23 protein-coding genes are annotated in these 24,801 nt (G+C 62.9%); 13 read left to right on the top strand and 10 right to left on the bottom strand.

Going from position 1 to position 24,801, the window contains the following annotated elements:
* Nucleotides 1–41: 41 nt before the first annotated feature.
* The 3 genes from KF719_RS00715 (at nt 42) to KF719_RS00705 (ending at nt 4,177) form a co-directional block, all read left to right on the top strand.
* Nucleotides 42–1,310, top strand: coding sequence for a tetratricopeptide repeat protein (locus KF719_RS00715; RefSeq protein ID WP_293506249.1), 1,269 nt, complete (start codon nt 42–44; stop codon nt 1,308–1,310).
* Nucleotides 1,311–1,453: 143 nt separating this feature from the next.
* Nucleotides 1,454–2,962: a 3-oxoacyl-[acyl-carrier-protein] synthase III C-terminal domain-containing protein gene (locus KF719_RS00710; RefSeq protein WP_293506248.1), complete on the top strand. Its 1,509-nt coding sequence runs from the start codon at nt 1,454–1,456 to the stop codon at nt 2,960–2,962.
* A gap of 12 nt (nt 2,963–2,974) precedes the next feature.
* A complete protein-coding gene (locus KF719_RS00705; RefSeq protein ID WP_293506247.1) occupies nt 2,975–4,177 on the top strand; it encodes an acetyl-CoA acetyltransferase in 1,203 nt (400 codons plus the stop codon).
* Nucleotides 4,178–4,252: 75 nt separating this feature from the next.
* Here KF719_RS00705 and KF719_RS00700 read toward each other — a convergent pair whose 3' ends face one another.
* The 6 genes from KF719_RS00700 to KF719_RS00675 form a co-directional block, all read right to left on the bottom strand.
* Nucleotides 4,253–4,762, bottom strand: a complete 510-nt coding sequence (locus KF719_RS00700; protein ID WP_293506246.1) for a PAS domain-containing protein — start codon at nt 4,760–4,762, stop codon at nt 4,253–4,255.
* Nucleotides 4,763–4,876: 114 nt separating this feature from the next.
* Nucleotides 4,877–5,689: an enoyl-CoA hydratase/isomerase family protein gene (locus KF719_RS00695; protein WP_293506245.1), complete on the bottom strand. Its 813-nt coding sequence runs from the start codon at nt 5,687–5,689 to the stop codon at nt 4,877–4,879.
* Nucleotides 5,686–6,816, bottom strand: coding sequence for a DUF3089 domain-containing protein (locus KF719_RS00690; RefSeq protein ID WP_293506244.1), 1,131 nt, complete (start codon nt 6,814–6,816; stop codon nt 5,686–5,688). Before KF719_RS00690 ends, KF719_RS00695 begins: the two co-directional genes overlap by 4 nt.
* Nucleotides 6,817–6,832: 16 nt before the next feature.
* Nucleotides 6,833–7,210 (bottom strand): DUF6285 domain-containing protein, encoded by a 378-nt coding sequence (locus tag KF719_RS00685; RefSeq protein WP_293506243.1) that lies wholly within the window; start codon nt 7,208–7,210, stop codon nt 6,833–6,835.
* A 10-nt stretch (nt 7,211–7,220) separates the two neighbouring features.
* On the bottom strand, nt 7,221–8,225 hold the full coding sequence (locus tag KF719_RS00680) for a phosphotransferase family protein (RefSeq protein WP_293506242.1): 1,005 nt from the start codon (nt 8,223–8,225) through the stop codon (nt 7,221–7,223).
* Nucleotide 8,226: 1 nt separating this feature from the next.
* Nucleotides 8,227–9,261 (bottom strand): hypothetical protein, encoded by a 1,035-nt coding sequence (locus KF719_RS00675; protein WP_293506241.1) that lies wholly within the window; start codon nt 9,259–9,261, stop codon nt 8,227–8,229.
* Nucleotides 9,262–9,448: 187 nt separating this feature from the next.
* On the opposite strand from KF719_RS00675, the gene KF719_RS00670 reads away from it, so the two are divergent.
* A complete protein-coding gene (locus tag KF719_RS00670; protein WP_293506240.1) occupies nt 9,449–10,192 on the top strand; it encodes a DUF502 domain-containing protein in 744 nt (247 codons plus the stop codon).
* Nucleotides 10,193–10,198: 6 nt separating this feature from the next.
* Here KF719_RS00670 and recG read toward each other — a convergent pair whose 3' ends face one another.
* Complete coding sequence (recG, locus tag KF719_RS00665; RefSeq protein WP_293506239.1) at nt 10,199–12,283, bottom strand: ATP-dependent DNA helicase RecG; 2,085 nt, start codon at nt 12,281–12,283, stop codon at nt 10,199–10,201.
* A gap of 96 nt (nt 12,284–12,379) precedes the next feature.
* Between recG and KF719_RS00660 the strand changes: the two genes are divergently transcribed.
* Both KF719_RS00660 and mfd read left to right on the top strand, forming a co-directional pair.
* On the top strand, nt 12,380–12,685 hold the full coding sequence (locus KF719_RS00660; protein ID WP_293506238.1) for a succinate dehydrogenase assembly factor 2: 306 nt from the start codon (nt 12,380–12,382) through the stop codon (nt 12,683–12,685).
* A 22-nt stretch (nt 12,686–12,707) separates the two neighbouring features.
* Nucleotides 12,708–16,193 carry a transcription-repair coupling factor gene (mfd, locus tag KF719_RS00655; protein WP_293506237.1) on the top strand — a complete coding sequence of 1,162 codons (3,486 nt, stop codon included), beginning with the start codon at nt 12,708–12,710 and terminating at the stop codon, nt 16,191–16,193.
* A gap of 4 nt (nt 16,194–16,197) precedes the next feature.
* Here the strand turns inward: mfd and KF719_RS00650 are convergent, their stop codons facing one another.
* Nucleotides 16,198–16,644, bottom strand: coding sequence for a hydrogenase (locus KF719_RS00650; protein WP_293506236.1), 447 nt, complete (start codon nt 16,642–16,644; stop codon nt 16,198–16,200).
* Nucleotides 16,645–16,661: 17 nt separating this feature from the next.
* Nucleotides 16,662–17,315, bottom strand: coding sequence for a DsbA family oxidoreductase (locus KF719_RS00645; RefSeq protein ID WP_293506235.1), 654 nt, complete (start codon nt 17,313–17,315; stop codon nt 16,662–16,664).
* Nucleotides 17,316–17,460: 145 nt separating this feature from the next.
* On the opposite strand from KF719_RS00645, the gene KF719_RS00640 reads away from it, so the two are divergent.
* The 4 genes from KF719_RS00640 to KF719_RS00625 all read left to right on the top strand — a co-directional run bounded on the left by KF719_RS00640 (nt 17,461) and on the right by KF719_RS00625 (nt 20,526).
* A complete protein-coding gene (locus KF719_RS00640; RefSeq protein WP_293506234.1) occupies nt 17,461–18,240 on the top strand; it encodes a glucose 1-dehydrogenase in 780 nt (259 codons plus the stop codon).
* A gap of 96 nt (nt 18,241–18,336) precedes the next feature.
* Nucleotides 18,337–18,630 (top strand): hypothetical protein, encoded by a 294-nt coding sequence (locus KF719_RS00635; RefSeq protein ID WP_293506233.1) that lies wholly within the window; start codon nt 18,337–18,339, stop codon nt 18,628–18,630.
* 115 nt (nt 18,631–18,745) lie between these two features.
* Entirely contained in the window at nt 18,746–20,200 is a 1,455-nt protein-coding gene (gene putP, locus KF719_RS00630) for a sodium/proline symporter PutP (RefSeq protein ID WP_293506232.1), read from the top strand.
* A 110-nt stretch (nt 20,201–20,310) separates the two neighbouring features.
* A complete protein-coding gene (locus KF719_RS00625; protein ID WP_293506231.1) occupies nt 20,311–20,526 on the top strand; it encodes a hypothetical protein in 216 nt (71 codons plus the stop codon).
* On the opposite strand, the gene KF719_RS00620 is transcribed toward KF719_RS00625, so the two are convergent.
* Nucleotides 20,523–22,079: an AMP-binding protein gene (locus KF719_RS00620; protein WP_293506230.1), complete on the bottom strand. Its 1,557-nt coding sequence runs from the start codon at nt 22,077–22,079 to the stop codon at nt 20,523–20,525. The genes KF719_RS00625 and KF719_RS00620 overlap by 4 nt on opposite strands.
* 151 nt (nt 22,080–22,230) lie before the next feature.
* Between KF719_RS00620 and KF719_RS00615 the strand changes: the two genes are divergently transcribed.
* From KF719_RS00615 to KF719_RS00605, 3 genes are all read left to right on the top strand, one after another.
* Nucleotides 22,231–23,361 carry a CaiB/BaiF CoA-transferase family protein gene (locus KF719_RS00615; RefSeq protein WP_293506228.1) on the top strand — a complete coding sequence of 377 codons (1,131 nt, stop codon included), beginning with the start codon at nt 22,231–22,233 and terminating at the stop codon, nt 23,359–23,361.
* Complete coding sequence (locus tag KF719_RS00610) at nt 23,358–24,116, top strand: histidine phosphatase family protein (RefSeq protein ID WP_293506226.1); 759 nt, start codon at nt 23,358–23,360, stop codon at nt 24,114–24,116. Before KF719_RS00615 ends, KF719_RS00610 begins: the two co-directional genes overlap by 4 nt.
* A 69-nt stretch (nt 24,117–24,185) precedes the next feature.
* Nucleotides 24,186–24,782: a VOC family protein gene (locus tag KF719_RS00605; protein ID WP_293506224.1), complete on the top strand. Its 597-nt coding sequence runs from the start codon at nt 24,186–24,188 to the stop codon at nt 24,780–24,782.
* The last annotated feature ends 19 nt before the right edge of the window (nt 24,783–24,801 follow it).

The raw sequence follows: 24,801 nt of genomic DNA, 5'->3' as shown, positions 1-24,801 counted from the left end.
CGGCAATGCGTCGGGGAGGGCCGGTGGATGCGGCATCCGGTATGCCCAGCCTGAGAAACATCGAGTGGCGTCGAGCCTGCGCCATCGCACTGGCGGCGGGCATGCTTCTGGCCGCCGGCGGCGCGACGGCCCAGGACAGTGCCGCGGAGGCGACAGCGCTAATGGGCGCCGGAGCCGAGGCAATCGAGAACGGCCGGTTCGAAAAGGCGGCCACCGATTTTTCGAATGCTTTGGACAGCGGCGGCCTCGATGCCGCGGGCAGGGCGCTTGCTCACTACCACCGCGCCATCGCTTTCCAGAAGACCGGCCAGCAGGACGCGGCGATTGCCGACTATACGCGCGCCATCGGAGCCGGCACCCTGCCTGCCGCGGTTCAGGCGCGCGCGCACTACAATCGCGGTATTGCGCTGGCGGCGGCGGGCAATACGGAAAAGGCAGAGGCCGACTACCGCGCGACTATCGCGCTCGCGTCCGATTATGCGGCGGTCTATCACAATCTCGCCAATCTCGAGCGGCGGCGGCACGACTATGACGCGGCCATCGGCAATTATTCGACGGCGATCCGGCTCATGTCGGGCACCGAACGAAAGCTGCCGCTGTTCGGCCGGGCGCTCGCCTATGAGCAAACCGGAAATGCGGGCGGCGCCGAGGCCGATTTACGGGAGGCTCTGGCGATCGACCCCGAATTCGAGCTTGCCGGCGCAAAGCTTGCCGAGCTGACGGCCCGTCCGGCCGCGCATGCCGCGAAGCCGGCCACCCAGGTCCAGGCGGCAAGGGCGACGGAACCGCGCGTGCTGCCGGCGACACTGACGCCGTTCCAGAGCGCCTCGTCCGGACATGAGGGCGGCGCCGCAATCCGCATTGCAAGTTCGGGCGGATGGGAGACGACGGCGGTTCGCACCACGCCGGTGGAAAAGCCGGCGGATATCGCCGCGGTGGTGCCGGGGCCCGCACAGGACGCGGAGAAAGCGAATGACAGGCTGACCACAGCGTCGCTGCGCCCGACATCGCTGGTCCCGCATCCGACCGGACAGGCGGCAATTCAGGCGTCGGCGGCAAAGGCCCAATACCGGATTCAGCTCGGCGCCTTCCGGGACGAGGAAACGGCAGCGGCCGAATGGGGCAGGATTTCAACGTCGGCGGCGGCCATTGTCGGCAGCTTTGAGCATGTCGTGCAACGGGCCGACCTTGGCGAGCGTGGGATCTTCTACCGGCTCCGGGCCGGCGCCTTCGAGGGGATCGGCGAAGCACGCGCCGCCTGCAAGGCACTGGAAACACGGAAAATCGCCTGTGTGGTCGTTGACGGCTGACCTTTCGGGCCCTGCCACCCGGCGCTTGACGTAGCGGCGCGGCGATGGCCGGGCACCATCCATCGGGATGGTTGTCGCGGGACCGATTTGGCCGATAAACTCCCGACAACAATAAACAACCGTGTTTTCGGAAAGGGAGACGAATGGCCCAGCAAGCGGTCGGAATTACAGGCTTTGGCGGCTATGTCCCCCGCCTTCGGCTGCAGCGCAAGGCCGTTGCCCAGGCCAATGCATGGATTGCTCCCAACTTTCTCGGAAAGGGGAAGGGCGAGCGCTCCATGGCCAACTGGGATGAAGATGCGATCACGATGGCGGTGGAAGCGGGGCGCGACCTGCTCGGTGCCGGCGACGACCGGAGCCATGTCGATGCGCTCTATTTCGGATCCACTTCGATGCCGTTCAAGGATCGTCTCAACAGCGGCATCATCGCCGCGGCACTGACGCTCGATGAAAATGTGCGCGCGGTGGACGTTGCCTCGACGCAGCGTGCCGACACGTCGGCATTGATGCAGGCGCTGGCCGCCGTGAAAGGTGGCGAGGCGCGAAACGCCGTCGTGCTGGCAGCGGACCGCCGCAAGACCAAGGCGGTCACCTCGCAGGAACTCGATTTCGGCGATGGCGCCGCCGCCGTGATGGTCGGCGCGGAAAACGTGATCGCCACTTATCTCGGCGGCGCAAGCCTCACCATCGATTTCGTCGACCACTTCAAGGGCGATACCGAGGAGTTCGACTACAACTGGGAAGAACGCTGGATCCGCGATGAGGGCTTCGCGAAAATCGTTCCGCGGGCCGTCAAGGCGGCACTTGAGAAGTCAGGCGTAAGCGCCGGAGATATAAAGCATTTTGTTCTTCCGTGCATCTTCGGAGACAAGTTCGCACAACAGCTTGCCAAGCGCTCGGGTATCGCACCCGAGGTTGCGCGCGACACGCTGGCGCTGAATTGCGGCGAGACCGGCGCCGCGCATGCGCTGGTCATGCTGGTGCATACGCTCCAGAAGGAAGCGAAGCCCGGTGACAAGGTTCTGGTGCTGCATTTTGGCGGTGGCTGCGACGCGCTGGTTTTCGAGGTGACCGACAAGATCGCCAGCCAGGCGGGAAAGCGCGGCATCGTCGGCTCACTGGCCGCGCGCGTCGAGGAAACCAACTACATGAAGTTCCTCACCTTCAACGGGCTCGTTGAATGGGAAAAAGGCATGCGCGCCGAGCAGGACAAGAAGACGGCGCTGACGACGCTTTATCGCAACGAGGACATGCTGATGGGCCTTGTCGGCGGTCGCTGCAAGGAAACCGGCGTCGTCCAGTTCCCGCGCTCGCGTATTTCGGTCAATCCGAACAACCATACGGTCGATACGCAGGAGCCATACAAGTTTGCCGATCGGAAGGCGAAGATCCTGTCCTGGTCGGCCGACTTCCTGTCCTTCAGCATGAACCCGCCCAATCACTACGGCATGGTGGTGTTCGACGAGGGCGGCCGGATCATGATGGATTTCACCGATGTCGAGACCGGGACGGTCGATTCCGGCATGGAAGTGAAGCTCGTGTTCCGGATTAAGGAATTCGACGACAAGCGCGGTTTCCGGCGCTATTTCTGGAAAGCGGTGCCGATTGCGGCGAGCGCGGCGAAATCACAAACAGGCCAGGCGGCCGAGTAGGGAGACAGGGACATGGCGGCAGGTATCAAGGACAAGGTCGCGATCCTCGGCATGGGGTGCTCGAAGTTCGGCGAGCGATGGGACGCCGGCCCTGAAGAGTTGATGGTCGAAGCCTATCTCGAAGCGATGCAGGATGCGGGCATTGAGCCGACGCAGCTCGATGCGGCGTGGTTCTCGACCCATATCGATGAAATCGGCACCGGCAAGGGCGGTACGCCGCTTTCGGTGGCGTTGCGGCTTCCCAATATCGCGGTCACACGCGTCGAGAACTTCTGCGCCTCGGGTTCCGAGGCATTGCGCGGCGCGGTCTATGCTGTTGCTTCGGGAGCGGCCGACATCGCGCTTGCAGTCGGCGTCGAGAAGCTGAAAGACACCGGTTATGGCGGCCTGCCTGTCGGCAACATGGGTACGTTGAACCCGCAATGGTCGCCGTCCGGTTCAGCGCCGGGCAACTTCGCGCAGCTGGCCTCGGCTTACCGGGCCAAGCATGGCGTCAACAAGGACGATCTGAAGCGCGCCATCGCTCATGTTTCGGTCAAGAGCCACGCCAACGGCGCCAAGAACCCCAAGGCTCACCTGCGCAATCCCGTGACCGAGGAGCAGGTCATGGGCGCGCCGATGATTGCCGAACCGCTTGGACTTTTCGACTGCTGCGGCGTGTCGGACGGCGCGGCGGCGGCCATCGTCACGACGCCCGAAATCGCCAAAGCGATGGGCAAGAGCAATATCGTGACTGTGAAGGCGATGCAGCTATCCGTGTCGAACGGGCTCGAGTCGCAGCATAACAGCTGGGATGGAAGCTATTTCCACACCGCGCGGATCGCGGCCAAGAAAGCCTACAAGGAGGCCGGGATCGACAATCCGCGCGAGGAAGTCAGCATGATGGAAGTGCATGACTGCTTCTCCATCACTGAACTTGTGACCATGGAAGACCTCTTCATCTCGCCGGAAGGCGGCGCCGTGAAGGACGTTATGGACGGTTTCTACGACGCGGACGGAAAGGTTCCCTGCCAGATCGACGGGGGGCTCAAATGCTTTGGACACCCGATCGGCGCTTCGGGCCTGCGCATGGCCTACGAGATGTATCTCCAGCTCCAGGGTCGTGCCGGCGAGCGGCAACTTGCCAATCCGAAGATTGGTTTGACGCACAATCTCGGCGGCGCTCCGTCGCAGAATGTCTGCTCGGTGACGATCATCGGTGCGCACGGCGCCTGATTTTCAGACGTCTCACAAACTCAAAAGGCCGGGATCGTTCCCGGCCTTTTTTCGTTTCGGCGGATGTGGGCCTGCCTAGGCAACTGACGCCATTTCGAATGCTGGCCGAACGAGGCAGGTTTCGGATACTGGCGCGATGACGACAAAAATCTGATCGACTTCCGCGCCTGTGGTCGACACAGGAAAGACCCCGCGGTGAACGACGATGAACTCTTTCGCTTTGACCGGCAGGTTGGTGACCGAATAGATCGGTTGAACGCTTTCCATCACCCGGCGAAATTCACGCCGGCGTATTTCCGCACCTTCGGGTGTCAGATTGTCGCCGAGAATCTTTCCTGTGTAGTCGATGCCAAAAAGCTCGGTGCAACCCGTGCCCGCAAGGCGATAGCGGAACTGAAGCTCGTGGCCGATCTGCACCGTTTCCAGAACCAGAAGCCAGCGGAGCAGGCCGGCAATCTCTCCAGGCACAATATGCTGGCGCATCGGGGCGGCGGCGCCATTCCTGCGGCTCGCCCAATAGCCGTTGAACATTCGGACCGGATGCCGGACGGGAAGATCGTCGAGGTCGATTTCGGTGTAGGGCACGGCTAAACCTGCGGTGAGAATTTCGTGATTGCCCCAGAATGCCCTGTAACCTTTAGCAAATTGTCACCGAATCGCATGGTGATTTTCCGGTTTTCCAATGGGCCGGCAACCGCCTCATGCAGGCCGGTTTATGTCCTCACCACCGGTCACGAATTCCTTCATCTGGCGCACGGCTTCCGGGTCGCCGGCAACGAGCGCCGCGAAGCGGCCCCGGCCGTTCGCAAGTCCGTCCGCAAGCGACAGGCAGGACGCCGACTTCACCTGCGCCTTGGCAGCGGCAAGGCCGCGCGGGCTCCTGGCGGCGAGTTCTTCCGCGAGCTCAAGCGCCCTTTCGATGGCAGGCCCCTGGACACATTCGTGTACGAGCCCGAGCCGGGCCGCTTCCTCGGGGCCGACCGTGCGGCCGCGCAGGATCAGCTCAAGCGCGCGGGCTTCACCGATCAGGCGGGGCAGGCGTTCCGTTCCGCCGGCGCCCGGGAAAATGCCGATATTCGTTTCCGGGAGGCCTATCCGATAATCACCGGCCTGCGCGATACGCAAGTCGCAGCACAGCGCAAACTCGAAACCGCCGCCCTGGCAGAAGCCATTGATGGCGGCGATGGTCGGTTTGGGCATCCGGTCGACCTTGTCGAAAGTCCGGGAAAGCGCCGTCTCCGCCCGCGCCCGTTCGAAGAGCGCATCGGCGATCAATTCGTTTTTTTGCAGGGCGTCGGCGAAACCAAGAATCTCCGCAACGTCATAGTGACGAATAAAGACGTTTTCGACCCCGCCCGTGAACACGACAACGCGAACCGCGTCGTCGGCCGTAAGGTCATCCGCAATCCGGTCGATTTCCTGCATTTGCGCGGCGTTCATGTAGCCACGCGGCGGGTTTGCGAAAGTGACGGTCGCAATGCCCCGATCAATGTTGAGATTCGTCAAGGTCACGATCTGCCTCCCGCGGCGAGGAACGCGGCGACTCGTTCGTCGAGATTTGCGCGAATGTTCATGTAAAAGAGATTGAAGTCGTAGATGTGAAAGTCGCCGCTCCGGACGCCGAGCGTGAAGCCGGGCTCGTCGCCCGTTAGCGAAACCAGCAACACGCCGCCATCGCAGGCGGCACCGGTCAGCGCTGGCTGTGGGCTCGGAAAGACTTCGTCCGAGCCGACGAAGGGCAGGCTGCCGCGATTTTCGGAGGCTTCCGCAGCACCACCGAACACCCAGTTCAGCGGATTGACGCAGGTGAGCGGTGCGCCGGCAAGCATTCGATAGGCGCCCGTGAACCACGTCGTGCCCTGTTCGACCCAACCACGACGCGGCGCCGAGGCATTCATCGAGTTCCAGTTGATGGTGCAACCGGTTGCCGTCGGTCCATCGCAAGGCTCGATGCCCGCGATGCCAAGGTCCGCCGGCAGGGCAGAGCCGATCAGATAGGCAGCGATCATGCGATTGGCCAGGGGCGTTCCTGCTATCTCTTCCTGCAGGAGTCGAGAGCCGTGCAAGCCACCCTGGCTGTGTCCGGCCAGTATGAACGGACGACCGTCGTTTCGTTCGGCAACGAAGTTTCGAAAGGCAGCCAGAACGTCCCGGTAAGCGAAATCGAGCGCCGCATGTTCATCGTCGCCCTTGCCGATAAAGGCATAGACGGTCGCCTGCCGGTAGCGCGGCGCGAAGACGCGGCAGCAGCCGTTGAATACGCTTGCCTGATAGCGCAACACACCGCTCTCCAGCCGGTCGAGCGAGAATCCCGGTTCGTCGTAGCGCGCGTTCCAGCCGGCCTTGCCGTAATAGGTTGTCGGATGGATGAAGAACACATCGACTTCGGCACGCGACTGATTGTCCGTAAGACCGCTCCCGGCTGGCACGACATCCGCTAGGTCGCTCCGCCCGGGAAGCGCGGCCCAGGTGTCGTCCAACGCATAGACCGGCGCCGGCGGCGCCTTGGCTTCATCGAAACCGGTCCAGGGTTTCAGCAGGACGTAGTATTGCGCGGGCTTGTTCACATAGAGAAAAGCCCCGGCCAGGACGGCAAGAACCGCCAGACCGCCTACTACCCAAAGCACCTTTTTCAGCATTGACCAATCCCCGTCTTCATCGGCTTTCTTCGACCGCACGCTTGTAGCCCGAATAGTTTGGCTGGTCGATTGCGAGCTTGGTCAGCGTTGTCGTCCAGAGATGATCGGTCAGACCCGGCGTTTCGAGACCGATGGTGCCACTTTCGATGCGCTTGCACAGCTCACGATTGAGATCCTCCAGCGCTCCTTCGCGGCCAAGCAACGCCTTGAGCCGCGCTTCTTCGCCGGCATTGGCTGCGGGCGCTATTTCGAGCTCGCGTTTGACGATGTCCAGCGCATTTGCCGCGACACGGGCATGAAAGGCGGTGTGACCCTGAAGCTGCGGCATCGCGTGATTGCGAATGAACTCTGCGACGGCTTCGACAAGTTCGGCGGCTGTCGGTTGATCCTGCATGTGTTTCTCCTCAGCCGCGCGGCGCCAGAAGGCGCAGCAGATCCACTTCGGTTTCCGACGAACGGCGGCCGATGGTCGCCCGCTCGACAGACCGGTCCGTGCCGCTCTTGAAGGCCGTGACCATGATGGTGCACATCACGCCCCATTTCAGCGTCCCCAGCACTTCCCAGAACTTGACGCGCGCCGGATCGACCTTGATGCCGCCCGCGGCCTCATATCCAGCGAACATATCCTCGCGCGCGCCGAAACCGCCCACCGGCTGGTCGATGTTACCGAACCGCCATGAGTTGACGCATATCCAGCCAAGGTCTTCCATCGGATCGCCGACATGCGCCAGTTCCCAATCGAGGACGGCGCGCACCCCGTCCGGCCCGATCATCAGATTGCCGTGGCGAAAGTCGCCATGCACCAGCGTGTGCGCCGTGGCTTCGGGGGGCGCGTTGTCCTGGAGCCAGCGAAAGGCGAGCTCGAAAACCGGATGGGGGTGCCCATGCGCCTTGTAGGTTTCCAGATATTGCTTGATCTCGCTGCGCGCGGGTGATGTGCGCAGTGGCGGCAATGCCGCCATGTCGACACGGTGCAGCCGCGCGAGGATTTCGCCGCATTGGCGCGCAAGTTTTGGCCGGGCGGCCGCAAACTCGTCGTCGCGCAGGATTTTCCGCGCGATCGTTTCCCCGGCGATGCGGTCCATGATGAAGCCGTGACCGAGACCGTCTTCGGGTGCCAGCACATGGCGGACCGTCGGCACCGGCACATCGACTTTTCCGGCCAACTGGATCAGCTGTGCTTCGGTTTCGAGCGGCACGGCCGTGGCGCGCGCATCGCGGGCGCCACCCGGCGCGCGGCGCAAAATAAGCGGTACGACGCCATCGGCGGTTGCGGCATCGAACGACCAGGTTTCCTGGCTTGCGCCGCCGGAAAGTCGTTTCAGATTCGATATTCCCGTTGCGCCCGGAATCCGGTTGCACACCACCGCCGAAAGGGGTTCGGATAACGGGTTCGCTTCGGCGCCCATGTCAGTGCCCCGCGCCCACAGGCTTGCCGTCGACAATCTGGTCGAGATATTCCGACAGACCGTAGCCGGTCATGCCGTTGCAGCGATATTCCGTCATGCCTTCGGTGATGCGGGTGTTGAGATCGCTGCCATCGGGCGCCTTGCGACGATTGCGCAACGGGATCAACGACAAGACCTTACCCTCGACGTCGTATGCGGCGCCCGATTGGGTGGTCAAATGGGCGCGGAGCGCGGTCTGGTACCAGTTGTCGTCCCAGTCGCTCTCGATCGTGCAGGTTTCGATCAGATCGTACACCCCGTCCTTCAGCACCATGCCACCCTGGCGCTGTTTGCCTTCGTCGTTGGTGACAATCGAGATCATCATCCCGAAGTCACGGCCAAAATTCATCGGCAGCCAGCGGTACCAGTGGATTGCCTGCCAGTAACGCGGCCCCCAGCTCTTGTCGCGGAGGCCAAAGCCCGAGACCTCGAAGCGCTCCTCGCCAACGGTGAAGTGGCCGCTGGCCGCCATGTGCTGTTCGTAGTGAGCCTTGGCGAACGACTTTTCCGGGTCGAGGTCGAGCGGCGTGCCGTCCGCATTGACGGTCTCGCCGCCGAACATCGGTGATACGCCTTCATAGTCGAGGGCGACCTCGCAGGGGACGACGGGGTTGTTCTTGAAGGCTTGCGCCGGGTCGGCCATTTCAAGCGGATTCTTCAGAACCACAACATTTCCGCTGTAGGACAGACGGAGGCGTTTGAACGGCTCGACGACCTCGAACTTCATGCCGCCGGCATTCATCGCCTCGTTGCCGGTGATTTTCGGCCGGGCATACATAAAGGCAACGCGACCATCCGGCAGATAGAGGCAGTTGGACATTTCGGCGTAGCCCTCGTTGGGGCGATTGCCGAGCCGGAACCAGCCGCCGGTCTTGCGGACCGGGTCGAACATGTTGAAATACATGCTCTCGTTATAGTTCAGTGCCGCATCGGGCTTGTGGGTATATTCGTCCTCGGGGGCGAGGCGAATCTTCGTTCCCGGCTGGAGCCTGGCCATGCCGTCTTCTCCCTTGATGTCGTTCCAGGAGCCTCAAAAAGGGCTCCATTGATATCTATTTCAGCATGATGGAACGAGTGAGCCTGACAGGGAAGAGGCACGATGATATGAAACGGTCGGGTGCGCCGGAGGCCAGTGCGCCCCGGCGTCAACCGAAGGCGCGGGCAGGCGCCAGGACAATGCAGATATGGCGGATCGCATGAACGACCGGCACGACGAAGAAACACGGCAGACAGGCGCGGAATCATCCCTGATTCTGCCAGCCAAGCGCTCGAGCTTCATGGCGCGTATCCGGAACTATTTCCTCACCGGCATGGTGGTGGCCGCGCCGATCGGTTTGACCATCTGGATCACGCGGTGGTTTATCGATCTTATCGATTTCTGGTTCACGCCACTGCTGCCGCGCCAGTATCACCCGGACGCCTATCTGCCTTTCGACATTCCCGGTCTCGGCCTTATCATCGCCTTCGTGCTGCTGACGCTGCTGGGCGCGCTGACGGCCAATATCTTCGGGCGCACCGTACTCAATTTCGGGGAGCGTGTCGTCGCCCGAATGCCGGTGGTGCGCAGCATCTATGGCGCATTGAAGCAGATATTCGAAACAGTCGTCTCGCAATCCAGTGCGTCGTTCCGGGAGGTCGGACTTATCGAATATCCGCGCAAGGGCATTTATTGCATCGTCTTCATCACCACGCAGACGAATGGCGAGATCGTCGCCCGCGCCGGGCAGGAACTTGTCAGCGTATTCCTGCCGACAACCCCCAACCCGACTTCGGGCTTTCTGCTTTTCGTTCCGAAGACCGATATTCAGGTGCTCGACATGTCGATCGAGGAAGGCGCCAAGCTGATCATCTCTGCCGGTCTTGTCGAGCCGAAATACCTTGATGGCGAGAGCGAGCCCGTCAGCGTCAGCAACCCGGCGGGCCTTTAGGCCCGGTCAACCTGACCGCAAATACCGGATCGCTTCGTCGCGCTCGAACAGATAGAGCAAAGTGCGGAGAGCCCGGCCGCGCGGCGCTTCCAGTTCAGGGTCGGCATTCAGCACGAGCCGGGCGTCATCGTAGGCCGCGGACAGAAGTTCTGCCTGTTCTTCGATGCGGGCTATGCGGAACGACGGCAACCCGCTTTGCCTTGTGCCGAGAAGTTCGCCGGAGCCGCGCAGGCGTAGATCCTCCTCGGCGATACGAAATCCGTCTTCCGTCTCGCGCATGATCCGGATGCGCGCGGCGGCCGTCTCGCCAAGCGGTGCCTGGTAAAGCAGCAGGCAACTCGACTTGTCGTCGCCGCGGCCAACGCGACCTCGCAGCTGGTGGAGCTGGGCGAGACCGAAGCGCTCGGCATGCTCGATCACCATGACCGTTGCCGAAGGGACATTGACGCCGACCTCGATCACCGTGGTCGCGACAAGGATACGGATGTCGCCCGCTTCGAACCGCGCCATGACGCTGTCTTTTTCCGACGCCTTCATGCGGCCATGCACGAGACCGACGATATCGCCGAAGATCGACTGCAGATGCTTGTGCCGCTCTTCGGCCGCCGCGGCATCCACCTCGTCGGACTCCTCGACCAGCGGACACACCCAGTAGATCTGTGCGGATTTCGTCAAGGCGCGCCGCAGGCTTTCGACCACCTCATCGAGACGATCGAGCGGCAGCGCGCGCGTGTCGACCGGCTTGCGGCCCGGGGGCTTTTCATCCAGCCGCGACACGTCCATGTCGCCATAGGCGGTCAACGTCAGCGTGCGGGGAATAGGTGTCGCGGTCATGACCAGGACGTCGGTGCCGACGCCGCCCTTCGCGGTCAGCATCAGGCGCTGATGAACGCCGAAGCGGTGCTGCTCGTCGACGACAGCGAAAGCCAGTGCGCGGAACTCAACTTCCTCCTGAAAGAGCGCGTGTGTCCCGACCAGAATATCGACTTCGCCGCTTGCAACGGCTGCCAGTATTTCAGCGCGGCGGCTTCCCTTTTCCCGGCCGGTCAGCAGTTCGAGACGAACACCGGCGGCGGCGCACAAGGGCGCCAGCGTCGCATGATGCTGGCGCGCAAGAATCTCGGTCGGCGCCATCATCGCGGCCTGAAATCCTGCTTCGACGGCATTCAGCATGGCCAACAACGCCACCACGGTTTTGCCGCTGCCGACGTCGCCCTGCAGCAGGCGCAGCATGCGGTGAGGACTTTTCATGTCAGACAGGATTTCTTCCAGAGCGCGCGTCTGCGCGTTGGTAAGCGCGAAGGGCAGGGCGTCGATGACTTTTCGACGCATACGGCCATCGCCGGTGACGGTTCTGCCCGGCAGCCGGCGCATGCGCAGCCGGACAAGGCCGAGCGCCAACTGGTTTGCCAGTAGTTCGTCATAGGCAAGACGCGCGCGTGCCGGCGCGCCGGTTTCGAGATCGGCGAGGGATTGCGGGGCGTGAGCGGCTCGCAGCGACGTATGCCAGGCCTGCCAGCCGCGGGCCTTGAGCCAATGCGGGTCCTGCCATTCGGGCAGCTCCGGCAACAATTTCAACGCAGCGCGGGCGGCCTTCTGAACCGCCTTCAACGGCAGGCCCGCGGTCAGCGGATAGACGGGCTCGAGCAATGGCAACGCGGCCATGTCTTCGGGCCTGACGATGTGATCCGGATGGGTCAATTGCGGTTGACCCTGATAGAATTCGATGCGACCGGAGAGGATGCGTCGCGCGCCTTCCGGCAGCGTCTTCAGCAGGTGATCGGGCCGCGCGTTGAAAAAGACGATCTGCATTTCGCCGGTATCGTCGGAAACGTGAACACGGTAGGGCAACCGGCTGTTGCGCGGCGCGACATGCAGGCCGACCGTCGCCTCAATGGTTGCGATTTCGCCATCCCGGACTTCGGCGATCTTCGGTCTGCTGCGGCGATCGATGAGGCCGGACGGCAAGTGCCAGAGGAGGTCGACGACCTTGTTGCCGGCCAGCTTTTCCACAAGTTTTTCAAGCCGGGGGCCGATTCCGGGAAGGGTGCGCGCGGGCGCGAAGAGCGGAAAAAGGATATCAGGCCGCATCGCCGACCCCATGGGCGCGAGAGGGAATCATGCTTCCATTCTAATGACATAGAGGCTGGGGCGGTCTATATCCCGAGCTTGAAAGGGACAGGGACTATGGCAGAAACAAGCGCCGAAGAGCATCGCGCGCGGCTGCGGCGGATCGGATTCCGATCCTGGCACCGCGGCATCCGCGAGATGGATCTTATCCTCGGGCATTTTTCCGACAATATGCTGGAATCGCTGAGTTTTCCCGAACTCGATCAATATGAGGCGTTGCTCGAAGCCGAGGATACGTCGCTCTACAACTGGATCACGGGGCGCGAACGCGTGCCGGCGGAGCACGATACCCCGCTGCTCGCCCGCATCCGCACGTTCAATCACATGAAGGGAACGCTTTGGGCGAACCGGAGCGAAGGCTAATTCCTTGACCAGGCTACAAGAAATGACCGCGGCACCGGGCCGGTTGACGCTCGGCGAAGTCCCGGAGGGCTTCGATGCACTCGTACTCGCGGATATCGCGCGCGCATGCCATGGCAACCAGAAGGGGATGGTTGGGCATGTGGCGCGCGACGATGCGCGCATGGCGGCACTCGCAGAAGCGCTGGCATTCTTCGCACCCGATATCGAGGTCGAGCTTTTTCCTGCCTGGGACTGTCTCCCCTATGACCGCGTATCCCCGAACGGGGACATCAGCGCCCGCCGCATGGCGACGCTATCGCGGCTGGCCGCGCGGCTGGAGACGGGCGGGGACAAGCCGCTCGTCGTGCTTCTCACGGTCAATGGCGCGCTGCAGCGTGTGCCGGCGCGCGAAACGGTCGGCACTGCGGCCTGGTCGGCGCATGTCGGCAACCGCGTCGATCTCGATGCTTTGACGGCCTATCTCGCGGCCAACGGCTACAACCGGACGGGCACGGTGCGCGAGCGCGGCGAGTTCGCGGTGCGCGGCGGTATCGTCGATATTTTCCCGCCGGGCTTTGAATTGCCGCTGCGCCTCGACATGTTCGGCGACACGCTGGATGCGGTGCGGAGCTTCGATCCGGAAAGTCAGCGCACGGTCGGGCAGCTTTCCGGCGTCGATCTGGTGCCCGCCGGCGAAATTCATCTCGACGAAAATACGATCCGTCGCTTCCGTGCCGGGTATGTCGCGGCGCTCGGTGCGGTCAATGACGGCGATCCGCTCTACGCCGCCGTCAGCGAGGGCCGCAAGCATGCGGGCATGGAACACTGGCTTCCGCTTTTCCACGAAAAGCTCGAAACGATCTTCGACTATATGCCAGGCGCCACGGTCACGCTCGATGCTCAGGCCGACGAGGCGAAGACCGCACGGCTCGACCTCATCCGCGACTATTACGAAGCGCGTGTCGCGGCGCGCGAGGGCCGCTCGACAGTCGAGGCGCCGAGCTACAAACCGCTGAAGCCAGAGTTGCTCTATCTCGATGCGGCGGAGTGGGACGCGATCCTCGACACGCGGCCCGTGCGTGTTTTCACGCCGTTCCGCGTTCCCGAGGAAGCCGGCATCAACCTCGGCGGAAAACTGGGACGCGACTTTGCGCCGGAACGGGCACAGGACGGCATCAACATCTTTGAGGCACTGGGTGGGCATATTGCCGGGCTTCGTCGTGCCGGCAAACGCATCGCCATTGCAAGCTGGAGCGAAGGGGCGCGGGACCGGCTTGTCCATGTGCTCGCCGATCACGGTATCGGAAATGTTCTCATTGCCGAAAAGTGGACGGATGTTAACAGTGTTATCAAAAGTACAGTTTCGCTAATTGTTCTCGGTCTTGAAGCCGGGTTCGAGACGAACGATCTCGCTGTCATCAGCGAGCAGGACGTTCTGGGCGACAGGCTGGTGCGCCAGCGCCGCAAGAAGCGGGCGGAGAACTTTCTGACCGAGGCGTCCAGCCTTTCGCCCGGCGACTTCGTCGTGCATGTCGATCACGGCATCGGGCGCTTCGAGCGTTTGCAGACTATCGAGGTCATGGGTGCCCCGCATGACTGCCTGTTGCTGCTCTACCAGGGCAACGACAAGCTCTACCTGCCGGTCGAAAACATCGAACTTTTGTCGCGCTACGGCTCCGATGAAACGGAGGCACAGCTCGACCGGCTGGGCGGCACCGGCTGGCAAGCGCGCAAGGCGCGTCTCAAGGAACGCATCCGCGAGATGGCCGGCGAACTCATCAAGATCGCCGCCGCGCGCGAATTGAAAAAGGCGCCGGTCATGGAACCGCAACCGGGTGCCTATGATGAGTTCTGTGCGCGCTTTCCGTTCACCGAAACCGACGATCAGGAACAGGCGATCGAGGCGGTGCTGGAAGATCTTGCACGTGGGCGACCAATGGATCGGCTGATCTGCGGCGACGTCGGTTTCGGAAAAACCGAAGTCGCGTTGCGCGCGGCCTTTGTCGCCGCGTTGAACGGCTATCAAGTCGCGGTTGTCGTCCCGACAACATTGCTGGCGCGGCAGCATTTCAAGACGTTCAGCGATCGCGTTCATGGACTGCCGGTCAAACTCCGGCAGATGTCGCGGCTTGTCGGCGCCAAGGACGTGGCGGAAGCGAGGGCGGGTCTCGCGGATGGAACGGTCGACATCGTGATCGGCACCCATGCGGTTCTTGGAAAGCAGGTGAAGTTTCGCAATCTCGGACTCGTGATCGTCGATGAGGAGCAGCATTTCGGCGTCGCGCACAAGGAGCAGTTGAAAGCGCTGCGCGCCGAGGTTCATGTGCTGACGCTGACCGCAACGCCGATCCCCCGAACGTTGCAGATGGCGCTTTCGGGCGTGCGTGAACTGTCGATCATCGCGACGCCGCCGGTCGACCGGCTTGTCGTGCGTACCTATGTCTCGCCGTTCGATCCCGTCGTGATGCGCGAGGCGCTGTTGCGCGAACACTTCCGGGGTGGGCAAAGTTTCTACGTCGTGCCGCGCATCGCCGACCTGTCCGACGCCGGTGAGTTTCTGCGGCAATATGTGCCTGAAGTGAAGTTCACGATCGCGCATGGGCAAATGGCGCCCGGCGAAATCGAAGACAAGATGACCGCTTTCTACGATGGCAAATACGACGTGCTCCTCTCGACAACGATCGTCGAGTCCGGCCTCGATATCCCGACCGCCAACACGCTGATCGTGCATCGCGCCGACATGTTCGGCCTGGCGCAGCTCTACCAGCTTCGCGGTCGCGTCGGCCGTTCGAAGGCGCGCGCCTATGCCTATCTGACGGTTCCGGCCAACCGGACGCTGACGGCGGGTGCCGAACGACGGTTGAAAGTGTTGCAGTCGCTCGACTCGCTCGGTGCGGGTTTTTCGCTCGCGAGCCACGACCTCGACATTCGCGGCGCGGGCAACCTGCTCGGCGACGAACAGTCGGGCCACATCAGGGAAGTCGGCTACGAACTTTATCAGTCGATGCTCGAGGAGGCCGTGGCGGCGATGCGCGGCGGCGGTGCGGATGAAGACGAGGAGGGACGCTGGTCGCCGCAGATCAATGTCGGCACACCGGTTCTTATTCCCGAAAATTATGTGCCCGATCTCGACGCACGCATGGCCCTCTACCGGCGCTTGTCGGATGTCGAAACGCGGGCGGAGGTCGACGGCTTCGGCGCCGAGTTGATCGATCGTTTCGGCAAGCTGCCGGAGGAAGTCGAGTTCCTGTTGAAGATCGTCGAGATCAAGGGGATGTGCCGGGCGGCCAATGTTGAGAAGATCGAGGCGGGTCCCAAGGGCATTGTGCTCAGCTTCCGCGACAACACATTCGCCAATCCGGCGGCGCTGGTCGAGATTATCAATGACGAGCGCGGCAGGGCAAAGCTCCGTCCCGATCACAAGCTCGTCTTCAAGCGTGACTGGGACACGCCCGAAGAGCGGCTGGCCGGCACTTACGTGCTGATGCGGAAGCTCGCAGACCTCGCCGGCGCGGCAAAGGCTGCGTGAGTCCCTACTTTCGCGCGTGCCAGAGGCCCAGGATCACCAGGATCACGCCCAGCACCATCGCAACGGAGAGGCTGATGAGCAGGAAAGCAATGATGGCTTCCTGCGGACCCGAACCCGACATGCCTTGCGCCGCAAGCGGCATCATGCCGGCGCCGGCGCCCCAAATTGCGGCAAGCAGGACGCCCAGCCAGTTGGCGAATGCGGCATAGACGACGAGCCAGAAAGCAACCAACAGAGCCGTTGCGCCGAGTACCAGACGCGACCAGAGAAGGCCGAGCAGAGCGAGGAATATGCCATTCATCAAGCCTTCGAGATGTGCCGAAAGGCCCATCCGCGAATTGGCGAGACCACCCGACACGAAGCCTGTCAGCAGTCCAATCAGAAAGAGCAAAAGGCCGAGAAGCACCAGCCAGTGAGCCTGACGATCCTGCGTCGACGAAGAAAAAGTCATTGTCCTCCCCTCTGAGCTTATTGAGCGGCGCTCGCAGCTTCCTCGGCCTCTTTCGCCAGCAACTTGTCGAACATGCGCACCAGCGTTTTCGGTTCCTGCGCGCCGACCATCACCCATTTTGAATTGATGACGAAGCTCGGAACGCCCTGAATGCCGAGTTCGCGTGCCGTCATGTCCTCGCGGCGGATGAGTTCCTTGTCGGCGTCGCCGGCGAGCAGATCGCGCACGATATCGGCGTCCATGCCGCCCTCCGCGGCGGCGTCCACCAGCACATCGCGCGCGCCGATGTCTTCGCCGTCCTCGAAATAGCGACGGAACAGAATATCGACCATCTCGTCCTGCCGGCCGGCGGTGCCGGCCCAGCGGATCAGGCGGTGGCTGTCGAGCGTATTGGGCGAGCGCTCGATACGGTCGAAACGAAATGCGATACCGACCGCCGCACCGAAGTCGCGAATGGTGTTGCCGACTTCCTTTGCCCGCTCGGTTCCGAACTTCTTTTCCATGTAGGCCTTGCGGTCGACGCCGCCTTCGGGGATCGAAGCGTCGAGCTGAAACGGCCGCCAGGCCAGTACGATATTGTTACCGCCATGCATCGCCAGCGCCTGGTCGAGGCGCTTCTTGCCGATATAGCACCACGGGCAGACCGTATCCGAGACGACATCGAGTTGCATTTCCGGCCTCCGTCGTGCGTTTCCGATGGGCGATTATGCGGCCGGGAACGCAGGGGCCGCAAGGCTCGACCGGGCCGCTTCTTGACGGGATCGGCGGCGCTTGCGAAGAGTCCTGCAAAATCAAATGGCTGGAGGCTATAGCGCAATGGGCGAGACAACCGAAGTCAGGCTCCCGGATTACGACCTCAGCGGCAAGGTAGCGCTGGTGACCGGTGCGACCAGCGGGCTCGGCAGGCGCTTCGCGCTGGTTTTGGCGAAGGCGGGCGCAAAGGTCGCCATCACCGGGCGGCGTGTCGAACGGCTCACCGTTCTCCAATCCGAGATCGAGGCGATGGGCGGCACGGCGGCGGCAATCGCGCTCGACGTCACGGATCCGGCCAGCATCACGGCCTGCATGGCGGAGACCGAAGGCACACTCGGACCCGTCGACATCCTCATCAACAATGCGGGCATGAATGTGCAGGCGCTTCCGGCCGAGGTGACGCCCGAGGGTTTCGACACGATGTTCGACACCAATGTGCGCGGTGCCTTTTTCATGGCGCAGGCCGCCGGCCGGTCAATGATGGCGCGCGGCGCGGGTGGCCGCATCGTCAACATCGCCTCCATCGGCGCTCACACGGTTTTGCCCGGGCTGACGATTTACTGCATGACCAAGGCCGCCGTCGGGATGATGACGCGGTCGCTGGCCAAGGAATGGGCCCGCCACCAGATCAACGTCAATGCGATGTGTCCGGGCTTCATCGAGACCGAACTGAATTCCGACTGGTTCGGCACCGAAGGCGGACAAAAGCAGATCAAGAGCTGGCCGCGGCGGCGGCTCGGGGTCGAGGAAGACCTGGACGGGACGCTGCTGTTGCTGACGTCCGATCACGGACGTTTCATCACCGGTTCCCTGTTCACGGTCGATGACGGGCAATCGCTCTGAGATGGCTGAATCTGCAGATCGCCGGTAACGCTTCATTAAGCATGAGAGCCCATAATTTCCCCGAATGTTGCTTCGCGAGCAACGGAAGGACACGTCGTGGGAAAACTCGTCGCAGGTTTCGTCCTGGGCTTCCTGGCCTGCACATGGACCTATGGGATCAATCCGGCTGAAGCCGTCTTCGGCTTCAGCAACAAGATTGCTGCGGCCCACGACCATCTTCAGGCGGAGTATCACGGCGAGCGCCCGCGCGGCCACAAGGGCCAGTATGCGGGCGTCCATCGCGACCGCGGCATCCAGACCATCGCCGCGGGATCAGCCGAACCCATCGAACCTCTTGATCATCGCAACCCTAGCTGGCTAAGTCGGGCAGGCGGGCTGCCTCCGATGTAGGGCTCCCCGCGAAAGGGGGCCCGATGATCGGTGGATTGACTGTCGAAAGCTGGCTGGTGCTCGCCTTGCCGGCGCTCGCCATTGTCGCATCGGCCATCGGCTGGCTCAGAACCCGATGAGCGCAACGTTGCCGCTGACCATTGCGGTCTATCTCGTGGCGATGCTGGCGCTCGGCGCGGCGGCCTACCGCATCACCAACAATCTCAAAGACTACATTCTCGGCGGGCGGCAGCTTGGCCGTTGGGTGGCGGCCCTTTCGGCGGGCGCCTCCGACATGAGCGGCTGGCTGATGCTCGGTCTGCCGGGCGCGGTCTACCTCTATGGCCTCAACCAGGTCTGGATCGCGGTCGGGCTGGTCGCGGGCGCACTGCTCAACTGGCGCTTCGTCGCGCGGCGGCTCCGGCGCTACACGGAGGCGGCGGGCGATGCGCTGACGCTGCCCGACTATTTCGAGAACCGCTTTGCCGACAAGAGCCGTGTGCTGCGCGTGGCGAGCGCTTTCGTCATTCTGGTATTCTTCACGATCTACACATCGGCCGGGCTCGTTTCGGGCGCCATTCTGTTCGAACAGGTTTTCGGCCTCGACTATCACTGGGCGCTGGCCATCGGCGCCGTCAGCATCCTCAGCTACACTGCCATCGGCGGCTTTCTCGGCGTCTGCTGGACCGACACGGTGCAGGGCGTGATGATGTTCCTCGCGCTGCTGATCGTGCCCGCCGTTGCCATGTCTGCGACCGGCGGGTTCGAGATGGCGCTCGCAGGAGCGGCCGAGGCCGGGCCTCAGGGCGCCCTCGACGTGTTCCACGACATAACCTTCATCGGTGCGGTGTCGCTGATGGCGTGGGGCCTCGGCTATTTCGGCCAGCCGCATATTCTGGCGCGCTTCATGGCAATCCGCGACGAGGCGGCGTTGCCGGGCGCGCAGCTGATCGGCATGACATGGATGGTGCTGGCGCTTTACGGCGCCATAGCGACCGGAATTGCGGGAATCGGATATTTCGCTGCCGCGCCGCTCGCAAATCCGGAAACCGTTTTCCTCGCGTTGTCGCAAGCCTTGTTCAGCCCGCTTGTCGCCGGGGTGCTGCTCGCCGCCGTTCTCGCCGCGGTGATGAGCACGGTTTCCTCTCAGCTTCTCGTTTCGTCGAGCGTCATCGCCGAAGATTTCTGGAAGCGCATCTTCCGGCCGAAGGCCGAGGCGCGTGAATTGCTGACCGTCGGCCGGCTGTCGGTGGTGGCGATTTCGCTCGCGGCAATCCTGATGGCGCTTGACCGCGACAGCACGGTGCTGGCGCTCGTCGCCTATGCCTGGGCGGGCTTCGGCGCGGCGTTCGGTCCGGTGGTGATCCTGTCGCTCTTCTGGGGCCGCATGACGCGCAACGGCGCGCTTGCCGGCATGATCGCCGGCGCCGTCACCGTGATCGTCTGGAAGCAACTCGCGGGTGGCCTGTTCGATCTCTATGAAATCCTGCCGGGCTTTATTGTCGCTACACTGACGATCGTTATGGTGAGCCTCGCGGGCCGCGAACCCCCGGAATCCGTACGTATCGCGCATGACGCGATTGCAGATTAACCATTTCGCTGTATCTTTTTGACACAACCCATTGATTCTACTTGAGTTTTCCATTTCGTTGCGCAAGATTTTAACTGTGTTGCGTAGCGAATGAGGAGGACCAGGGCCCCGTGTCGAATTTCCTGATGGGCATTGTTGGGGGATTTTTTCTTTGCGTCTGGGTGCTTGATGCAAACCCGGTGACGGCGACGGCATCTCTTGTCGAACGCTTCCAGCAAGTGCAGGTCACATTCGCCGCCGAGCCGGAGCCCGAACCGACGATGGAGGAGGCGCTGCCGGATTTCCTGCCACGGGAACGACCGGTCGCCTATCGCTACCACCACTAGCTTCGCGCAAGCGCCCGGCGCATCACCTTGCCGTTGGCGGTACGCGGCAATCCGCTGACGAACACGACTTCGCGGGGCCGTTTGTAGGCTGCAAGTCGCGCATCGGCCCAGCCGAGGATCGAAGCGGCGTCCGGTTCGGAAGCCTCCTTCGGAACCACAAAGGCGGCGATCACCGACAAATCGTCCCGCACCCTCAGCTCCGTGACGGCGACTTCCTGCACATCCGGATGTGTCGCGAGCGCCGCCTCGACTTCCTGCGGCGAGACACGATAGCCCATCGCATTCATCAAATCGTCGGCGCGGCCGTGATAGTGCATGTATCCGGCGTCATCGAAGCTCGCGAGATCGCCGCCGATGAACCATTCGCCGCGATAGACTTCCGCTTCCTCGTCGGGACGCCGCCAATAACCCAGCATCAGGCCGGGGTCCGAACGGTGGACGGCAAGCAGACCGACTTCACCCGAAGGCAACGGCTCCGAGCCACCCTCCACAGGTAAAGCTGCAACGCAGCGTCCGGGTTGCGGCCGTCCGGGGCTGCCGGCGCGAATTTCCATGCCCGGCGCGGTCGAGACATAGGTTGAGCATTCCGACATGCCGAGTGCCTCGTAGAGTTCCTTGCCGGTCGCGGCACACCACTGGTCGAGCAAGGCTGGCGACAGCGCCTCGCCGGCCGTCAGGCCGTGGCGCAGCGCGGAAATGTCATGCGCCGCGAGGTCGCAATATTTCAGAATCTGGCGATAAAGTGTTGGCACGGCGGCAAAGAGCGTGGCGTGCGTTTTTTCCATCAGCTTCGGCCAGACCTGCACGTCCTTTTCGCCATTGTAGAGGACGGTCGTTGCGCCGTTGGCCCACGGGTCTGTGAGGCCGACGCCCAGCGTATAGGTCCAGTTGAAGGCGCCTGCGTGGAGCATCGTGTCGGAGGCTTCGATGCCGTACCAGCCTTGGTACATCGGCCGGCGGCCCCAGGCGCTCCGATGCGCATGCAGCACGCCTTTCGGGCGGCCGCTGGTGCCCGACGTGTAAACGAGGAAGGCCGGGTCGTTTGCCGCCGTGTCCGCATATGCGACGCGCGGTGCGTGCGCCTTCAGCCGCTCAAGCATGGCCGCGTCGATCACCTTGGCATCATTCGTATGCATGGTCATGCCGGGTGCGAGCGCAACGGCGGAAGCGGCTGAATCCGACAGCAGGAAATCGGCCTCCTCGGCTGTGAGTTGCGAGGAGGACGGCAGCGGCACGATCCCGGCTGCCAGCGCGCCGAAGAAAAGCAGCGCATAGTCGGACGTGTTGGGCATCCGGATCATCAATCGCTCGCCGGGAGCGAACCCTTCCGCCAGCAATCCTGCCGCAACGCGGCGCACCGCCTCGTCGAGCGCGCCATAGGTCCAGCGTTCCGCGTTTTCCAGCGGCGCGTCGGCGTCGCCGACGACGATCAACGCGATCTTGTCCGGCGTCTCCTTCGCCGCGCGCGCCAGACAATAGCGCGCGATGTTGAAGGATGCGGGGCAGGGCTCGCCGGTATAGCCGCGAGCGATGGCGGGAGCGGGCAGGGGCATGGCGCGTTTGTAGAGGCGGATACGAAATCCGGCAAGGGAGCCCGCGCCAGCCCGCCCTTGCGTCAAATCGGGCGGCGTTTACGGCCTGAAAAACAGCCTGTACAAATCACATCCAACAAAAGGCTTTGGCCGAAATTCAAGGGAGCATGTCATGGGTAGCGGACCGCTGAGCGGCATCAAGGTTGTCGAATTCGCAGGCATCGGGCCGGGCCCGTTCTGCGGCATGCTGCTTTCCGACATGGGCGCCGAAGTGATCCGCATCGACCGCAAGGGCGCCCGCGGCGGCTCGAAATTCGACATCGGCTCGCGCGGACGGCGCTCGGTGGCGCTCGATCTGAAGAAGCCGGAATCTGTCGAAGCCTGCTTGAAGCTGATCGAGAAGGCGGACATCCTGCAGGAGGGCTTCCGCCCCGGCGTGATGGAACGGCTCGGCCTCGGCCCCGACGTCTGCCTGAAGCGCAACCCGAAGCTCGTTTATGGCCGCATGACCGGCTGGGGCCAGACCGGGCCGCTGGCGATGGCTGCTGGCCATGACATCAACTACATCTCGCTCACCGGCGCGCTGCATGCAATCGGCCGTCCGGGCGAAAAGCCGGTGCCGCCGCTCAATCTCGTCGGCGATTTCGGCGGCGGCGCGCTCTATCTGGCGATGGGCATGCTCGCCGCGCTTGTCGAGGCGCAGCGCAGCGGCAAGGGCCAGGTCGTCGATGTCGCGATGACGGACGGCGCCGCCTCGCTGATGGCGATGTTCTATGGTTTCACGGCGTCCGGCATGTGGCAGGAGCCGCATGGCACCAACATGCTCGATGGCGGCGCGCATTTCTACGACACCTACGAGACGAAGGACGGTCAGTGGATTTCGATCGGATCCATCGAGCCGCAATTCTACGCGATCCTGCGCGAGAAGGCGGGCCTTACCGACAGCCTTTGGGATGCGCAGATGGATCGTGGCCAATGGCCCGAGATGAAAAAGAAGATCGAAGCGGTCTTCAAGACGAAGACGCGCGACGAGTGGTGCAAGATCATGGAAGGCACCGACATCTGCTTTGCGCCGGTGCTTTCGATCAAGGAAGCCAAGGACCATCCGCACAACAAGGCGCGCCAGACCATTGTCGAGATCGACGGCGTGGCGCAGCCCAATGTCGCGCCGCGTTTCTCGCGCACGGAATCGAAAATCCAGGGCCCGGCGCCGCAGATCGGCGAGCATACCGAAAGCGCGCTCAAGGACTGGGGCTTCTCGGGCGCCGATGTCGAGGCGTTGAAAAAGGCGGAAGCGATTTGAGCGCACTTCCCGGCACGACGGGGCGGCGGCGCATCTACCTGATGCGCCACGGCCATGTCGACTATTTTGGACCGGAAATCCTGGCGGCGGGCGGCGACACGAAAGTAGTGCCGCTGACGCCGCTCGGGCAGGAGCAGGCGACCGCCGCGGGCAAGGCGCTTTCCCATGTGCGGTTCGATCGCGCTGTGTGCTCCGGCGTGCCGCGCACGCGGCAAACGGCGGAGCAGGTGCTGGCCGAACAAACGGTCGAGGTCCCGTTTCTCGAAGTTGAACCCGATCTGATCGAGATTCATGGCGGCAGCTTCGGCAATGTGAAGAGCCGGGCGGAGCTTGCGGCCAAGATGGCTTATTACTTCGAGACGGCGGGCGAGCCCGGCGCGACGATGCTCGAAGGCGGCGAGGTTTTCGCCGAGGCGCAGCGGCGCACCGTCGGCGCCATCACGCGGTTGCTGGCCGAACCCGGCTGGCACACGATGCTGGTGGCTGCCCATGAAGGAACCAACCGGCTGATCCTGGGCTGGTCGGCCACGGGCTGCTCGCTGAAGGAAGGCCTCAAGGCCGTGCAGGCTTTCGAGCAGGACCCGGCCTGCATCAATGTCATCGATTTCGACATGGTGCCGGCGGCCGACGGGAGCGTCGGCACCGAGATTCAGCGCAGCCTCATAAAGTCGGTCAACGTGACGCCCTACAATTACGTCAAGCACGGCATGAACATGACCAGTCTCGAGGCGATTTTCGCGCGTGAGCCGCTCTAGGGCCTCTGGCCTTCGCGGCGCGGCGGGCGTAGCCTTGGTTCATCGTCATCGCCTTTCGGGGAGGGAAGGATGAGCAACGCACTTCTGGGCACGGTCGATCATGTCGGCGAGGCGAAAACGCCGGCGCCGAAGATCACTGGTTTTCACCACATTGCCTATCGCTGCCGCGACGCCGAGGAGACGCGCAAGTTCTATTGCGACCTTCTGGGTCTGAAGCCGGCTGCGGCGCTCGCCTTCGACAAGGATCCGTCCGGCAAGGACCGTCCCTTCATGCATCTCTTCTTCGAGATGGGCGACGGGCGTTTCATCGCCTTTTTTGACGAACCGACAAGCGCCAGCGACGGTGTGTTCGAGATGAAGGACGGCATCGAGGATTATCATTTCGCTTTTGAAGTCGGCTCGATGGATGAAGTCCAGACCTTTATCAAGCGTCTCAAGGAAGCGAAGGTGCCGGTGTTCGGTCCGATCGACCATCACTTCTGTCACTCGATCTATTTCTTCGATCCGAACGGCCTTGCCTGCGAGATTACCGTACGCGACGCCAAGCATGACGAGATCATGACCGCCGAGGGCAACCGTGCGGCGCAAGCCATACATGAGTGGACCGAGAAGACCCGCACCTTGAAGAAGGCGCGGCTGAAGCTTCTCAACCAGGCGGCCGACTGATCACAGACATTGCTATTGC

It is taken from the genome of Parvibaculum sp. (genome assembly GCF_019635935.1).
Taxonomy (GTDB): Bacteria; Pseudomonadota; Alphaproteobacteria; order Parvibaculales; family Parvibaculaceae; genus Parvibaculum.
Note: the sequence above shows the minus strand (reverse complement) of the source record. Positions and strands in the feature narration are given on the sequence as shown.